Here is a 14,043-nt window from a genome sequence, read left to right as displayed (position 1 = left end):
TCGTTCGCCAAGGACTTCGGCAATCGTGCGGGCAAGCGCGCTCCAATGCAAGATATCGGCCATGAAGCGACACTCATGCGTCCTCCTCGTATGTCCGCTCGCGGGAACACTGCCTCGCCCTGTAGCTCGGGGCGCTTGACGCAAAAGGGCCCACCGCAACCGAACGCGAGTTCGGCGAACCGACCGCCGATGCGCCTATGCGCGCGGCCATCCGGGTGGAGTTGATCGGGAAGCGGCAGATCGACGAAATCCCGTTGGCCGTACAGGTCTCGTCCATCGAGATAGTGCAGGTGTGGATCGTCCGCCGTTCGCTGCTGCACCATGCGCCGTAATTCTTCCCGGATGGCGGTCAACGTCAGTTTGCCAGCTTTACGCTCGGCAGGATCACCTGTCGCGCGAAACGATACTTTTCCTGCCGCCAGCTCACTTTGGTCGAATGCTCCGGGGCCACGCGTGTCCTCGTGAATGGGACAGTAGAGGGGCGAAATGACGAGCAGCGGTGTGGTTGGGTGGCCCTCGCGGATCGAGTCGAGAAAGCCATGAACCGCTGGCGTAAAGGCACACAAACGCATCAAATCGGTGTTGACGAGGTTGATGCCGATTTTCGCGCTGACCAGCTTGGCCGGGGGGTCTCGCATCGCCCGAGCAGTGAAGGGGTCGAGTAAAGCGCCGCCTCCGAAGCCGAGATTAATGAGCTCCACGCCACCTGTTCCAATTCGAGGGCGCCGCGCAACAGTTCCGGGGTAATGGACGTAGTGACCCAAAGCTGCCGGTCGTTTGTCATATATGATCGATCCCAACTTGAGAGCAGCGATCTTAACGAACCGTGCGTGGCTGCCGACCCGTGCTTTAGCCAGTAACGGTCGTTCGGTGCAGCCGATCGGATGGCTCGTCGGGTCAGTTTCGGGCGTCTGCGTCGGGCAGTGGTCGGCCATCTTCGGACATCCGACAGCGGGACGAAGTTCGTCGACAATTCTTCGGCGCGAACAAACGGGTAGGAGATAGGGAATGACAATCTTTTGGACGTTGAAGAGCATCCCTGAGCTGGCAAATCTAAGCGCGAGAGATAGACGCGCATATTGGCGACGTGCCTATCGTCGAACATGGCGGCATTGGCAGACATGGGCTGGTCTCCTCGCGTGCGCCATATGCGCCGGATTGGGTTCTCTAGTTGGGACATTTGCCAATCAATCGGTCGTTGGAGCGATGATCGGCGGTGGCGTTGGTGGATTCGTTTTTGGCCAAGCGACGGTGCACGTCGCGCGTTTGCACTACAAAAACGTACTGCTAGGCCGCGAGAGTTAAGCATTTCGGCAACAGGTGGGTCGGATTGAGGCGACCACATCGGGCGGCAGCCGGCAAGTCTCTGGCCTTCGGCGTCGTGTGTCAAAATCGACGGCAACCGGTAAGGATAACGTCGACCCAGAAGATGGCTGTCACCGGTAACTCAGAATTTGGAGATACGCTCGCCGGATTGAACGATTCCATCGCGCAAGCCGCGAGTGATGGACAACTCGGGCAAGCGGTGCAAGGCATGGTAGACAATAATGCCGGAAGCTGGACGAACTCGGCCATCGCAGGCTATGACGCCGCCCAGCAAGGTTTGTCCTTGGGTCAAGCCGAAACCGCAAATCTGAACTCGTTCCAGACTTCGCCGATTGGTTTCGTGGCTGGCTACACGGCTGGTTATGCGCGTTCGCTGGCTGGCCACAACGGCGGCGGGGTGGTGGTGGTAACTAGGAGCCATACCCTGATGTACAGGCCGTGAATTCCCGGTAGATCGGAGTCGTTGCCTGATCGATGAACAATGGTGCGCAACTGGTCCCGCGACTGGACGCCTTTCTTCATCGGTATAGCGCAGCTACGCTGTAGCGCTGTCGCTACGCGTTCCAAGGGATGCTGTCACGATGTTCCACAGCACTGTGCAGAAAATAGCAACCGCTGTTCTAGTCGAAATGTGCTCATGAAAACCAAAAACGATTTTGCACGTGCGTTCATCGATCTTGCCAAGTTGGGGCGAACCGACTGGCGGGCTCTTGCTCTGACTATTCTGATTCTTGCGTGTCTCAGCGCCGTAGGCACGTTCGGCGCCTTGTTGCTGCCCATTCCGGGAATGCAGGCGTATCGATCCCTGTATTTCCATCATTTCAGCTTCAATCTAGCTATTCAAAATTTGCTTTCTGACGCGGGAGGCCCCGTCGGAGTTTTGGGTTTCTGGCTTGCGTGCAAATTCGTTTTGCGACGTCCGTTCCGCTCCCTGATTTCCATCGATCTGAAATTCAGCGTAAAACGCTTTTTGCTCGGTGCGGCGCTTTATCTGTCTTTCTACATGGTCAGTGTCGCGATCATGTGGATTTATGCTGGGGTGCGCTTCGATGTATGGACGTCTCCGATTGGACATTTCCATACGCAGACTGATCCGAATGTAAATCCGATATTAAGAGCGCTATCCGGACTCGTTCTGTTGCTCGGCGTCTCTTTTTTCGCATTTGGAGAAGAGCTGTTTATGCGGGGGTGGCTGACACAGACGCTAGGCCAGTATATTCGCACCCCAGTCGTCGTCGTGGTATTGGTCGCCGTTTCTTTCGCACTACTCCACACTCAGTATAAATGGCCTGTGAAGACAGTCATGTTCTTTGATTCCGTGGGATTTTCCTTTTTGAGTTTGCGGGATCGACGGCTTGAGCTTGCAGTCGGTGCACATTCAATGGCAAATATTTGGGTGGGGTTGATACCGATGATCTTTACCGGCCAGCATTCCAGTATTCCTATCTCGATCCCGGACGCAGTTTTTTTCGCACTGGTAAAAAGCGCGCTGCCTTTGGTGTTGGTGTATCTCTTTTTGCAAAAAACGAACGGCTGGTTTAATCCGACTGGCGAATACCTGTCTGATACCAGACTGCTCCTTTGAGAGGCTGGAGCGCTCCGTTGGCTGGGGTATCAATGAACCGAAAACCGGCCGCATGCACAGTGAAGTCTCGAGACATAAGGCAGCAAAGAGAAAACTGAAACGGATCATTTTTTCTTCCCGGCTTATCGATGCGACACCCGACGAATTTAGCCTCGATGTTACATGAGTGATCCGAACGCAAGTTTGTCACTCCCGAGTCGAGTGCGCTAAACGGGGAGAAACTATCCCTTGCGGCTCATCTCAAATGTCTCCTCCAGAGAGCACTGAAGGTCCGCTTCGGGTTTGATGCATTCGCCGTCCGCCCGTGGTCGGCCAGTTCCGGCCACACGGCGAGTAAAGCAAAGTCGTCAACAATCGGAGCGGCAGTGTACAGTCGTAGGCTTCGATACAAGCCAACCGTGACGACATGGACATTCAGCTGTTGATCATATGCGGGCTTACATTCGTAATCCACGTGATTGCGACGCTAGCGTATGCGGTCCGGATTGCCGGCGTTCGCACGCGCCGAATCGCCGTGTCATTCTCTTTGTTCGGGATCATCGCCTTAGTTTCACGAACGGCGAACTCCTTTCAAGGACCATTCATAGCGAAGCGGGTTGAGCTAGATATTGCGCATCACATGGAGCATGGTTTGCTCGGCGACTTCCGGCTTTTCCTGCTGACCGCCACGTTGGCAAGCGTTGTCGGAACGTTCCTGATTCCTACTTTCCAGCGTTATTTCAGCCGCGCTGTTGAGCACTTTCAGGCAAATCGCTCGGTCCCCCGTCTGCTACTCCATATCTTCAGTCGAGGCGGCATCAACTACATTCGGATTGGAGCGCGGCTCCCGTCCCGGCACAACGTAACCCAATTGGCATCCGGCGCAGGTGTTTCCCGGAAAGTCATCGGACTGAACGTTATCGCGATGGCGATCTGGACTGTGGGTGTTTTTGCATCGCTGTACGCTGGGTATCTGAAGCCTGATTTGCGCGTTACGTGTGCAAATCTGTCGTCAGTAATCAACGGGCTGGCTACCGTAGTCCTGGCAGTTGTCATCGACCCACAGGTTTCGGTGATGACAGACGATGTAATCGAAGGTCGCATCTCAGAAAACAGCTTCCGGCGGGCCATCACAACTTTGGCCGGCGCGCGCGTACTCGGGACACTTTGCGCGCAGGCCGTTTTGGTGCCGGCGGCCCTGACCATCGTTCGCGTCGCAGAACTCATTTAGCGACCCGAGGTATTAGGCGCGAATGGAGTGACCGTATCGGAAAGGAAGACGGGCGCCTCAGGACCTACTTTAGTCGCCCGTTTCTGTGCGCCATCGTGTGAGCAGGGGTTGTCGGTTTCGGTCATTCGGAGCCCGCGACGATGCATCACAAGCTACCGATCCGAAGCCATTTGACGGCGGGATGATCGCCCGGAACAGCTTCTCGTACGACTGTATGCACCAGCCTCAAGCCTCTGGCCGAATTGGCGAACCAGACGACCGCATCCTGTGTCGCACGATTGGCGAGAACAAGCGCCCGGAATCCCGGATTGTTTCCCCAGTGAAAGAAGCAACCTTGGAAGGGTTCGAGACCCCAACCCAATCCCCAGGCAACGTTCAGATCCGGGGGATTTTGACCGGTGAGGTCTTCGGCATCGTCGCCTTGCCGCGTATTGATGCGCGGCGCGAACCATTGATGATAGCTCGCGGCCGCCAAGCCTCGGCGAGCCAGTACGTGCTGAACAAAGCTGATGTAGTCGGATGCCGTCGTCAGAAGCGACCACGAGGCCTGCGCCGTTTGCACGTGACGCTTAGGCACCGACTGGCCCTCCCATTCGTGGCCCTGCGCATGGTTAACCGAGAAACGCTCCTGCCACTCCAGGCTCGAATGTCGCATGCCCAACGGCTCGAATACGCGCTCTCGCGCCAACATTTCTAGTGGGCGTGCGCTTACGGTTTCCATTGCGCGCTGAAGCCATGCAAACGCGCTGCTGCCGTAGCTGAATCGCTCGCCGGGGATGAAATATGTGCGAAGCGGAGCTTTGTCGCGGACAATATTCGGTAGACCGCTCGTGTGTGTCAGCACATGACAGGCAGTAATCCGCTGAGAATTCATGTCGCCGGGTACGTACTCCCCACAGAGGTCAAAGAGGGGTTTTTGCAGATCTAGCAGCCCTTCTTCGAAAAGCTGGAGCGCGATGTAGGCGATTAGCGGTTTGGTGAGAGAGGCAGCCTCAAAGACGGTCGCCGCATCGACACCGGCGCGGTCGTGCGCACCGCGAACGCCGAAGTAATGTTCGGCGCTTCTCGTCCCCGCGCGAAGGGTGGCAAGCGACACGCCAGGAATCTTGCCGCTCGCAGTCGTTTCCGCCAGAAATCGGTTGAGGTCGGTCATTGATTCACGCATCGGCAGGATTTTTGCCGAATTGTACCCGCTGTGACGACGGCGAAGCCTTTCGTCGCGGTTCGTCCCGGCTCGGCAACCTGGAAGGAACGTTCAAGAGGGCTTCAGTTCCTTGAGGCCAGCCGGAACGGATCAACGGCCCACATTTCGCCTGCGCGGAGATGAGGCTGTGACCGCGCGAGCCACTCTTCGAGCGGCGTCAGACTTATCCCCGGCGGCACTGCACCGCCGAACGACTCGGAGACAAACGGCGCGCAACCCTCAGGGCGGCGTACGACCTGAACAATGTGGGTGATCCCGCGAGGACGAGGATGGTTGCTCACCCCATGACCGCAGCCTCGTTCTCTGCTTGCATCGCCTTTGTGACGAGCAACCTGGTTACTGCGGTCCATGCCAATTGTCGCTTCGTCAGCGACGGCCAAATGGCTGCTATCGGGCGAGTGGAAGGTCCCCTATGGGTCGCGTGTCGCCCGTCGTGCCAGGCAGCGAGCGGTCTGGAACTGCGGCGCAATGCATCTACGCAGTCGCCGGGAGATTTGCGTCGGCTCGTCCTCGGCCACGTTTATAATCCGGCATGACTCCATCCATCTCCCACGCGGCAAGCTTACGGCCGCCAGCACCGGCTGCCCGATTCATCGGTTTTTTGGTCGCGCATACCTCAGCGGGCCATGCACGGCGGACGATCGCATGAAAATACCCAAACGACTTGCACCACTTCTCGAAGAAGGACTTATCGACGAAGTCATCGGCCAGTTGATGAGCGGCAAGGAGGCAACAGTCTACGTCGTGCGCAGTGGCGAATCGACGCGTTGCGCCAAGGTTTATAAGGACGCGAAGCAGCGCAGTTTTCGGCAAGCCGCGTCGTATCGGGACGGTCGCAAGGTCAAGAACAGCCGGCAGGCGCGGGCGATGGAAAAAGGTACGCGCTACGGCCGTCAGATGCAGGAAGCATCATGGCAGAACGCTGAAGTCGACGCGCTGTTCCGGCTTGCCGACGCAGGTGTACGCGTGCCGCAACCCTATATTTGTACCGACGGCGTGCTGCTGATGGAGCTGGTGATCGACGAGGTGGGTGACGTCGCACCACGGCTCAACGATGTCGATCTGACCGAAGCCCGCGCCCTCGAACTGCATGCGCTGCTGCTGAACCAGGTTGTCCGCATGCTCTGCGCAGGGGTGATTCACGGCGACCTGTCGGAATACAACATCCTGCTGGCAGCGGACGGGCCGGTGATCATTGATCTGCCGCAGGCCGTCGACGCAGCCGGCAACAACGAAGCCGCCTCGATGCTCAAGCGAGACGTCGACAACCTGGCCGCGTACTTCGGGCGGTTTGCACCGCAAATACTCACCGCGAGTTATGGCACGGAGATCTGGGCGCTCTTTGAAGCAGGGCGGCTGCATGTCGATGCCCAACTGACCGGTCGCATCGAAGTCGACACGCGACCTGTAGACCTCGATGGCGTGCTGCAGGAACTCGAAGAGACACGTCTTGACGAGCACGCGCGAGTGCGGCGACAGCAGGAACTGGGCGCAGGCCGGTAACCGTGCTCGATGTCCCCCGAAGATCGCCCGAAAGTAAAGGTCTTCGAGGACGTCGCCGCTCGGCCAGGTGGCGATGCTCGCCGTGGTTCGACGACAGGCAGAACCCGGCCAGTTCCGGTCAGTCGACCTGCGAAGGAGTCGGACATTCGAAGGTCCGCTGCACGCAGCTAAGCGACGTTCAGTCCATGATTTTGTTCGTCGGGTCAATTGCCGCTATCGATACCTTGGCGCTCGCCTGGCAGTTCGGAGGCCCGCGCCAGTGCAAGCGTGTCGATGTACTCCCGGATGTTCGTCACTTTGCTATTTCGAACGGTGATGGCAAAGACCCAGTGGTCTTCGAACGTCTTGTTCGTGGCTTTGACTCTGCCCGTCGCGAAGCCGACGACCAGAACCCGGTCGCCCTGGGCTACGAATTCGGGAGGGGCGGGGTATGACGTTTCCACCATTTCGGAAGCCTTCTGAAGTAGATCCGCCAATCCCGCGTGTCGGCGGTGGGTGCCGGCCAGCGGCCAGTCCTTGCCCGGAATGATCCACTCGATATCTTCGGAAGTCAGCGCCAGCAGACCTTGCCTATCGCTGCGGCCCATTGCTGCAAAGAAGTCCTTAACTATCTGGACATTGTGTTCGATGCTCATCGCACGTCTCCATTTTTCTCACATCGGATAGCTTGGCGACAGGGACTCAGCCGACGCCAAGTTGCCGCTGCATTACGGCAGCCTCCCTGTAACAATGGAAGGATGTGATCTTCGCACCCTCGCCGAGGTGAAAGACATCGCAAGACGGGACATCGATTGACTTGCCCGTAGGAGCTAGAGCACCAGCGGGAAGCGGCAGCTCACCTATATGTGTTCCCCGCGTTGCGAGTTCGACAATGATGACGTTCTGCGCGACGTAGACGTTAAGTAACTCTCGGCGGACGTCGGGGAATGCCCTTGCGAAGACAGCGATGGACTCGCCAATAACCTGCCCTCGGAACTTCATGCCGGCGACCATATCCCACATGTATCCTTCGCAAGAAAACATGGAGGCAATCTTGTTGACGACCGTCGCTCGCTCATCCGAGGCGGCGTAGAGCTTCCTAATGACTTCCTCGTCGCTAGACACCTCAAATCCTTTCGTAGTCGGCGCTGTCTGCTGACTTGCTCCCATTGGTGTTTTTGACCTGCCGGCGACGCCGTGGTGTCGGTCGTTCAGACGAGATCGACGTTCAGGGCGAAGTTCCAGGTGCCGGCGCCGTTTTTGGCCAAGCCGATCATCATCAGGCCGGCCGCCTCTAGCGTCTGGGCCATGTTCAGACCCCCAACATCAAATGGGCGCAGACCGAGACTTTCGAGGAAGGTCGAGACGCGCGCCTTGGCCCCCGCGTCGTCGGCTGCCATGAACGCGTCGAGGCGTCCACCCTTGGCGAGTACGTGACCGAAGATGGTGTTGAACGCCTTCACGACATGCGCGCCAGCGGGGAGCCATTTGGCGGTCTCCTGCGCTCCAGAACTGCCGTGGGGGGTGACGAGGCCCGAAAGGTCGGGGGCAACGGGGTTGGCGATGTCAATGATCACCTTGCCGTCGAGCGCTTCCCCAAAGTCGGCCACCACCGCCGCCGCACTGCTGTACGGCACGGCGAGGATGACGATGTCGCCCGCCGGCGCTGCGCCGTACGTCCCTGTCGTCGCTCCGGCCGCGAGCTTGTCGGCCAGCGCCTGTGCCTTGTCGGGGTCGCGGTTGACTACCTCGACGGTATGCCCGGCGTCGGCAATACGGCCGGCAATCGCCGTGGCCATGGTTCCTGCGCCGATGATGCTGATAGTACTCATCTTCATTCTCCCAAGAGTTGCGGTGCCGTTGGTGGTCCCTTGGCGGGGTCAGCCGGCAGGGAAGTAATGGCCGTTGTCCAGATCGGCGAACAGTCCGGGCCGAGTAGGCTCCCAGCCAAGGGTCTGGCGTGTGATGGCGTTCGACGCCGGGGTGTCCAGCTTGACCAGATTCGCGAGGATCCCGAAAAATCCGGGCAGCATGAGCTCGTCCGCGGGAATGGGCACGGCGGGTAGGTTCAGACGGCTGCCAATCGCCTCAGCGAACTCGCGGTACGTGAAAGCTTCGTCAGCAACCGCGTGCCAGTTTCTCCCGGCGGGACCCTTCTCGAGCGCCAGACGGAACACGGTGGCGAGGTCATGAGCATGCACGGCGGCCCACCGGTTCTGACCGTCGCCGGGGTAGCCGACAACACGCTTTTCCTTCGCGAGGCCGATCAGCAGCGGAAGGAAGCCGGCGTTATCGGTCGTGCTGTGCATGATCTCAGGAATCCGCACGACCGAAGACCGGACGCCCTTCTCAGCGAGGCCAATCACCGTGGTTTCCACGATGTTACGAACCCGCAGGGTATTCTTGTACGGATCGCCGCCGGGAAGGGGCTGATCCTCCTCGGTGGCCGGCCGGCCCAGGCCTTCCCAGCCGGGCGAGCCGATGCTCCCCGACGTGACCAGCGGCTTGTCCGTGCCCGCCAGGGCCTCGCCATATGCGAGCATGATCTCCAGTTCCGCAGCGGCCACGCCGTTGATCCCGGCGGTAGGAAGCAGGTCCTGCCTGTGGGCAACGTGGATGACACCGTCAGCGGCCGCGGCCGCTTCCTTGAGCCCGTTGAGATCCTCAAGGCTGCCGCGACGCGCCTTGGCACCGAGCGCGGACACCGCCGCCTCGGCCGCGTCCGAGCGGGCCAAAGCGGTGACCTCATGGCCGGCAGCGATCAGGTCGGAGATGATGTACGGACCGGAATGGCCGGTCCCGCCAGTGACAAATACATGCATGTGCGTGCTCCTTGTGAATGATGTGATGTGAAAAGCGCTGGGTATTCGCCGGGCTCGGTGTGCCCCGCCCCCTGCCCTCAGCTCAAGTCAGCGGCAGGGAAATAATGTCCGTTATCGAGGTCCTCGATTAGGCCGGGTTGAACAGGTTCCCAGCCGAGGGCCTGGCGCGTAATGGCGCTGGATGCCGGGAGGTCGAGCGTGACCACAGCGGACAGGAATCCGAAGTGGCCCGGCACCATCAACTCGTCCAAGGGAATGCTCCTGGCAGGCATGCCCAGACGAGCGGCAATGGCCTCGGCGATTTCGCGGAACGAGATGCCTTCGTCGGCAACCGCGTGCCAAGTCTTGCCGGCGGCCCCTTTCTCCAGCGCCAGGCGGAATAAGGAGGCAAGATCGCGAACGTGCACGGCGGGCCACCGGTTCTGGCCCTCGCCAGCATAGGCGGCGAAGCCCTTCGCTTTCGCGATCAAGATCAACTGCAGGCGACCGGTCGCACTGTGAACGAGGGTCGGAATGCGCACGACCGAAGACCGCACGCCTCGCTCGGCAAGGCCGACCACGGCGGTCTCCACGATGTTGCGCGCCACCAGAGTGCCTGCATCCAGAGGGCCGCTAGGAAGCGCGGGATCATCCTCGGTTGCCGGACGACCCAAGCTGATCGGCGCGCCAATACGACCCGCCCGGCCCACATTCGAAGGCGCGCCGATAGTGCCTGCGACGACCAGCGGCTTTCCGGTGCCTGCCAGCGCCTCGCCGAACGAGTGCACGATCGAGAGTTCGGAATCGCCGAGGGCCGTGATCCCGCCGGACGAAAGCAGATCGGCCCGGTACCCCAAGTGGATGACGCCGTCCGACTCCGCCGCCGCTGCTTTGAGCTCCTCGAGGTCGGCGAGATCCCCACGGCGCACCTTGGCGCCGAGCGCGGACGCCGCTGCTGCGGCCGCGTCGGAGCGGGCCAGAGCGGTGACCTCGTGGCCGGCCGCAACGAGATCGGGAATGACGTACGAACCGGCGTGGCCGGTCCCGCCAGTGACGAAAACGCGCATGTTATCGCTCCTCGTGAGTATGCGATTCGAGAGGTGCTGGCACCGGCCCACTCAGCCGAGAAGGCTGACACCGATTGAGAATTTGCCGTGCTTGACGGAGTGGGTCATGAGGCCCAGCCACAACATGCAGGCGTGTTCCAGCGTCCACGCCATGGACAGCTGCCCGGTATCCATCGGGCGCAGTCCGAGGGTTGCGATGAACGCCGAGAGACGCGCCTTCGCCTGCGCGTCGTCACCGGCGATAAACACGTCCAATGAATGGCCCTCGACTGGACCGGCAGCTAGGACCTGGGCGTTCTGGGTGTTGAACGCCTTGACGATATCCGCACCGGCAGGGGCGGCCTTGGCGATCTCCTGCGCGCCGAAACTGCCTTCAGGGGTCAAGAAGCCCGACAAGTCGAATTTGATGGGGTTTGTGATGTCAACGAGGAGTTTGCCTGCTAGCTCTTCGCCATATTGCTTCACCACGTCGAGGACGGCGGAGTAGGGAATCCCCAAGATGACAATGTCCCCGGCCGGCCCGGCGCCGAACGTTCCTGTCGTCACACCGGCTCCTATGTGCTCGGCCAGCGCCCGCGCCTTGGCAGCGTCGCGACTCATCACCTCGACGGTGTGTCCGGCCTTGGCGGCAAGGCCGCCGATCGCTGCGGCCATGCCACCTGCGCCGATGATGCTGATAGTGCTCATGCAGTCTCCTGGTGAATTGGGTGGTGCTCGTACTCTTCAGAAAGCATGCTAATCACATTACTTGCAAAAAACAAGTAAACAATGGAATTTTACTTGTTGAATACAAGCGATGTTAAAATCTAGCTATGAAGACGACATCTAAAGACGGCGTTCGGTCCCATTGCGCGGTGAACTACGGCGTGGAGATCTTTGGCGACCGGTGGTCGCTCCTGATCATTCGTGACATCGTTTTTGTTGGCAAGAAGACGTATGGCGAGTTCCTGAAATCGGAAGAGGGAATCGCGACCAATGTCCTTGCTTCCCGCCTCGCCTTTCTGGAGGAACAAGGAATTCTCTTGAAGGCGACCAGCCCCGATGACAGGCGTAAGGACTTCTACACTTTGACCGAGAAGGGCCTGGACCTCATTCCCGTCGTGCTTAGCATCGTTCTTTGGAGCGCGAAGCACGATTCGAAGTCGTATGTACGGCGCAGCAAGGAGTTCGTTGCTCGACTACGTCAAAGTCCTATGCAGGTGGGCGAAGAAGTGAAGGCGCTGGTCCGCAATGGCGGATGTATGTTTCCTGACAGCAAGGAATGAGCAAGACGGCAAGCGCGCCCTGTCACGTCGCACGAACAATATGCACACACCACCGGCAACGAGGTGCGGCGAATAACAAAGCCGATGTCCGAAACGGTCCTGGAAGCCGCCACTGATGTTTCACCGATCTCAGTGGCTCCTCAGGGTCAACTACGGAAGTTCGCCGGCCAATGCGATCCGCTGCGCACGGGCTTTCGATGAACCTCCGGGTTCGGTCATCGACAGGCGCTGGCCCACACCTTCGCGCGGACGTTCGAACATCGGCGACACCCCTACGACGTGCCTTTCGAGCGAGGTCGGACATACGGACGCCGTTGCGGTAAGCAGCGGGTACGCAATGAAAGGGAGCAGGCTATTCCCACGAGCCTATGTCGGCGTCGTTACCCTCACCGCCTTGCTTTGCGTCGGCGCCGTAGCTGAATACGTCGATCTCACCATGCACACCCGGATTGAGATACCGATACGCGTTGCCCCATGGATCGTTCGGCAAACGCTGGAGATAGCCGCCGTCCTTCCAGAAGATCGGCACCGGACTAGTAGCAGGTTTCTCGGTCAGCGCCCGCAGGCCTTGCTGCTGGGTTGGATAGCGGCCGTTGTCGCGGTGGTATAGCGTCAGCGCCTGCATGATCGTGTCGACGTCCTGTTTCGCAGCGACACGCTTCCCCCCTTCCGGGCCACTCATGACCTTCAAGGCGATTAGTGTGGCCAGCACGCCGAGCATCGCAACCACGACGATAATTCTTTTAAACGCAAACCCTTGCTGATCACGGCTGCGCAGACCCGCGATATCCGTGCGGCGACCAGTCCTCAATTTCATAATTTGTTGCCTATTATTCGGGAAAAAACGCGCGGGGTTCCTCGCGACCAGAGAGCGGTCAAAATAAGGCCGGCCGGTCATTCTAAGTTTTGTCGTGCCAGGGATGTAAAGTAAATGTAGTCTGCGGAGCGCGCCAGACAATGGACGAGGAACGATCCTGCGCTCTGACCGATGCCGTGTCGTCGATCGCCGATAAAAGGATGAATCTCGAGCCGGAATGATCGTCGCGTTCAGTCGTGGGGCGCTGTGCGACCAGTGCGTGCGTCGGCAAGCAACGCTGCAGTGAAGGGGCGATCGAAGCGGTGACGAGCGCGCCACGGCCCTTCAACGGGACCGGCGTCACTGTCCGCTCCTCAAGCCGGCAGCTTGCTAAAAAATCTTGAATATAGCTGACAAGTCAGATAAGCTGCACATCGGACACATGAACGCGCCGATGATCTATGTCAACGGACATTTTGAGCAAGCTCAGAACCTCATGTTCGCGGTCGACAAAACTCGCACTGGATGTGAGGCTCAGTGCGGAGATAGACGCGGTCTATTGAACGGATGCCTTCGCGCAGTACGGAGCAGGCCGATGTCGAGATCGCGAAGATCATCGAGGAAAGCATGAGCCCGTGGGTAATTGGAGAGCATATTTTGAACGAAGAGCCTGTGAACCGCAGCGTCAGCAATCCTCAACAAGGAGTGCTGCGGGCGCCGGAGGGCTACGTCGCCTGGAGCATCGCGATGATTGCGCTGGCTGTTTGTCCGGAAATCATATGCGCCTGCATTGCGCAAGCCTCTGGACATTGGGGTCTATTCGAACGGTCCGGATCGATAGCGACGATCATCGGGCTTCTGCTGGCATCACGCCCGTACATTGAGCACACCGTGACCGATCTGGTTATCGCTCGCGCAGACAAGGGCGCGATATTCAAGTCCGGTGAAGTTCTGAGCGACGTCCTGGCCGCCAAGCGTGGGCTAACGCTTTCGGCGTTCGGGTCGCTCATCTGGGGATGGGGATCATATCTACGATGGTGGAGCTTCAGCTTGCTCGCGCTCTGGATGGTCTTTGTGGTGTATCGGGCACGTCGCGACCCGGTATTGCACCGCCGTCGTACAGACGTTTCGTGATTACGCTTCACAGCAGCACCTCTGGGACACCTGCTGTCGAGTCCAGGCCACGCTGCCGGGGCCATCATCTGCGATCACGCTTTTGCCGCGATAATCATGCGGCAGCATGGCCGCCGCGCGGCACGTGGAATCCGTTGCTGGAGTCCACCATGTCCCGCCCCCCGCCGTCACCC

16 protein-coding genes are annotated in these 14,043 nt (G+C 59.4%); 8 read left to right on the top strand and 8 right to left on the bottom strand.

The features are described 5' to 3' along the window. The first annotated feature begins 197 nt into the window (after window positions 1-197). The 5 genes from M3I56_RS41045 to M3I56_RS10285 all read left to right on the top strand — a co-directional run bounded on the left by M3I56_RS41045 (window position 198) and on the right by M3I56_RS10285 (window position 4,121). Window positions 198-332, top strand: coding sequence for a hypothetical protein (locus M3I56_RS41045; RefSeq protein WP_302056765.1), 135 nt, complete (start codon window positions 198-200; stop codon window positions 330-332). A 207-nt stretch (window positions 333-539) separates the two neighbouring features. After that, window positions 540-665 (top strand): hypothetical protein, encoded by a 126-nt coding sequence (locus tag M3I56_RS41040; protein ID WP_302056764.1) that lies wholly within the window; start codon window positions 540-542, stop codon window positions 663-665. Window positions 666-1,429: 764 nt separating this feature from the next. Then, window positions 1,430-1,768 (top strand): hypothetical protein, encoded by a 339-nt coding sequence (locus M3I56_RS10295; RefSeq protein WP_254353717.1) that lies wholly within the window; start codon window positions 1,430-1,432, stop codon window positions 1,766-1,768. A 195-nt stretch (window positions 1,769-1,963) separates the two neighbouring features. Further along, entirely contained in the window at window positions 1,964-2,911 is a 948-nt protein-coding gene (locus M3I56_RS10290) for a type II CAAX prenyl endopeptidase Rce1 family protein (protein ID WP_254353716.1), read from the top strand. Window positions 2,912-3,317: 406 nt separating this feature from the next. Beyond that, window positions 3,318-4,121 carry a lipid II flippase Amj family protein gene (locus tag M3I56_RS10285; RefSeq protein ID WP_254353715.1) on the top strand — a complete coding sequence of 268 codons (804 nt, stop codon included), beginning with the start codon at window positions 3,318-3,320 and terminating at the stop codon, window positions 4,119-4,121. A gap of 145 nt (window positions 4,122-4,266) precedes the next feature. Here the strand turns inward: M3I56_RS10285 and M3I56_RS10280 are convergent, their stop codons facing one another. Next, entirely contained in the window at window positions 4,267-5,274 is a 1,008-nt protein-coding gene (locus M3I56_RS10280) for a serine hydrolase (RefSeq protein WP_254353714.1), read from the bottom strand. A 696-nt stretch (window positions 5,275-5,970) separates the two neighbouring features. On the opposite strand from M3I56_RS10280, the gene M3I56_RS10275 reads away from it, so the two are divergent. Then, window positions 5,971-6,828: a PA4780 family RIO1-like protein kinase gene (locus tag M3I56_RS10275; protein WP_254353956.1), complete on the top strand. Its 858-nt coding sequence runs from the start codon at window positions 5,971-5,973 to the stop codon at window positions 6,826-6,828. A 203-nt stretch (window positions 6,829-7,031) separates the two neighbouring features. Here the strand turns inward: M3I56_RS10275 and M3I56_RS10270 are convergent, their stop codons facing one another. From M3I56_RS10270 to M3I56_RS10245, 6 genes are all read right to left on the bottom strand, one after another. Next, complete coding sequence (locus tag M3I56_RS10270; RefSeq protein ID WP_254345572.1) at window positions 7,032-7,463, bottom strand: nuclear transport factor 2 family protein; 432 nt, start codon at window positions 7,461-7,463, stop codon at window positions 7,032-7,034. Between the two features lie 46 nt (window positions 7,464-7,509). After that, window positions 7,510-7,932 (bottom strand): nuclear transport factor 2 family protein, encoded by a 423-nt coding sequence (locus M3I56_RS10265; protein WP_254353713.1) that lies wholly within the window; start codon window positions 7,930-7,932, stop codon window positions 7,510-7,512. An 86-nt stretch (window positions 7,933-8,018) separates the two neighbouring features. Beyond that, a complete protein-coding gene (locus M3I56_RS10260; protein ID WP_302056762.1) occupies window positions 8,019-8,645 on the bottom strand; it encodes an NADPH-dependent F420 reductase in 627 nt (208 codons plus the stop codon). A gap of 42 nt (window positions 8,646-8,687) precedes the next feature. After that, window positions 8,688-9,629 (bottom strand): SDR family oxidoreductase, encoded by a 942-nt coding sequence (locus M3I56_RS10255; protein WP_254353712.1) that lies wholly within the window; start codon window positions 9,627-9,629, stop codon window positions 8,688-8,690. Between the two features lie 77 nt (window positions 9,630-9,706). Further along, a complete protein-coding gene (locus M3I56_RS10250) occupies window positions 9,707-10,675 on the bottom strand; it encodes an SDR family oxidoreductase (RefSeq protein ID WP_254353711.1) in 969 nt (322 codons plus the stop codon). A gap of 51 nt (window positions 10,676-10,726) precedes the next feature. Further along, window positions 10,727-11,362 (bottom strand): NADPH-dependent F420 reductase, encoded by a 636-nt coding sequence (locus M3I56_RS10245; RefSeq protein ID WP_254353710.1) that lies wholly within the window; start codon window positions 11,360-11,362, stop codon window positions 10,727-10,729. Window positions 11,363-11,487: 125 nt separating this feature from the next. Here M3I56_RS10245 and M3I56_RS10240 point away from each other — a divergent pair, with 125 nt between their 5' ends. Then, window positions 11,488-11,940 carry a helix-turn-helix domain-containing protein gene (locus M3I56_RS10240; protein WP_254353709.1) on the top strand — a complete coding sequence of 151 codons (453 nt, stop codon included), beginning with the start codon at window positions 11,488-11,490 and terminating at the stop codon, window positions 11,938-11,940. 352 nt (window positions 11,941-12,292) lie between these two features. On the opposite strand, the gene gspG is transcribed toward M3I56_RS10240, so the two are convergent. Next, a complete protein-coding gene (gene gspG, locus M3I56_RS10235; RefSeq protein WP_254353708.1) occupies window positions 12,293-12,757 on the bottom strand; it encodes a type II secretion system major pseudopilin GspG in 465 nt (154 codons plus the stop codon). A gap of 546 nt (window positions 12,758-13,303) precedes the next feature. On the opposite strand from gspG, the gene M3I56_RS10230 reads away from it, so the two are divergent. Next, complete coding sequence (locus tag M3I56_RS10230) at window positions 13,304-13,870, top strand: hypothetical protein (protein ID WP_254353707.1); 567 nt, start codon at window positions 13,304-13,306, stop codon at window positions 13,868-13,870. Window positions 13,871-14,043: the final 173 nt, after the last annotated feature.

It is taken from the genome of Paraburkholderia sp. CNPSo 3281 (genome assembly GCF_024206515.1).
Taxonomy (GTDB): Bacteria; Pseudomonadota; Gammaproteobacteria; order Burkholderiales; family Burkholderiaceae; genus Paraburkholderia; species Paraburkholderia nodosa.
This window is presented reverse-complemented; position numbering and strand designations above follow the sequence as displayed.

Excerpts from the sequence above, each read along its gene's own strand:
- gspG (WP_254353708.1), bottom strand. The coding sequence starts at position 12,757 with ATGAAATTGAGGACTGGTCGCCGCACGGATATCGCGGGTCTGCGCAGC.
- M3I56_RS10255 (WP_254353712.1), bottom strand. The coding sequence starts at position 9,629 with ATGCATGTATTTGTCACTGGCGGGACCGGCCATTCCGGTCCGTACATC.
- M3I56_RS10280 (WP_254353714.1), bottom strand. The coding sequence starts at position 5,274 with ATGACCGACCTCAACCGATTTCTGGCGGAAACGACTGCGAGCGGCAAG.
- M3I56_RS41045 (WP_302056765.1), top strand. The coding sequence starts at position 198 with ATGCGCGCGGCCATCCGGGTGGAGTTGATCGGGAAGCGGCAGATCGAC.
- M3I56_RS41040 (WP_302056764.1), top strand. The coding sequence starts at position 540 with ATGAACCGCTGGCGTAAAGGCACACAAACGCATCAAATCGGTGTTGAC.
- M3I56_RS10230 (WP_254353707.1), top strand. The coding sequence starts at position 13,304 with ATGCCTTCGCGCAGTACGGAGCAGGCCGATGTCGAGATCGCGAAGATC.
- M3I56_RS10260 (WP_302056762.1), bottom strand. The coding sequence starts at position 8,645 with ATGAAGATGAGTACTATCAGCATCATCGGCGCAGGAACCATGGCCACG.
- M3I56_RS10275 (WP_254353956.1), top strand. The coding sequence starts at position 5,971 with ATGAAAATACCCAAACGACTTGCACCACTTCTCGAAGAAGGACTTATC.
- M3I56_RS10240 (WP_254353709.1), top strand. The coding sequence starts at position 11,488 with ATGAAGACGACATCTAAAGACGGCGTTCGGTCCCATTGCGCGGTGAAC.
- M3I56_RS10290 (WP_254353716.1), top strand. The coding sequence starts at position 1,964 with ATGAAAACCAAAAACGATTTTGCACGTGCGTTCATCGATCTTGCCAAG.
- M3I56_RS10285 (WP_254353715.1), top strand. The coding sequence starts at position 3,318 with ATGGACATTCAGCTGTTGATCATATGCGGGCTTACATTCGTAATCCAC.
- M3I56_RS10250 (WP_254353711.1), bottom strand. The coding sequence starts at position 10,675 with ATGCGCGTTTTCGTCACTGGCGGGACCGGCCACGCCGGTTCGTACGTC.
- M3I56_RS10270 (WP_254345572.1), bottom strand. The coding sequence starts at position 7,463 with ATGAGCATCGAACACAATGTCCAGATAGTTAAGGACTTCTTTGCAGCA.
- M3I56_RS10245 (WP_254353710.1), bottom strand. The coding sequence starts at position 11,362 with ATGAGCACTATCAGCATCATCGGCGCAGGTGGCATGGCCGCAGCGATC.
- M3I56_RS10295 (WP_254353717.1), top strand. The coding sequence starts at position 1,430 with ATGGCTGTCACCGGTAACTCAGAATTTGGAGATACGCTCGCCGGATTG.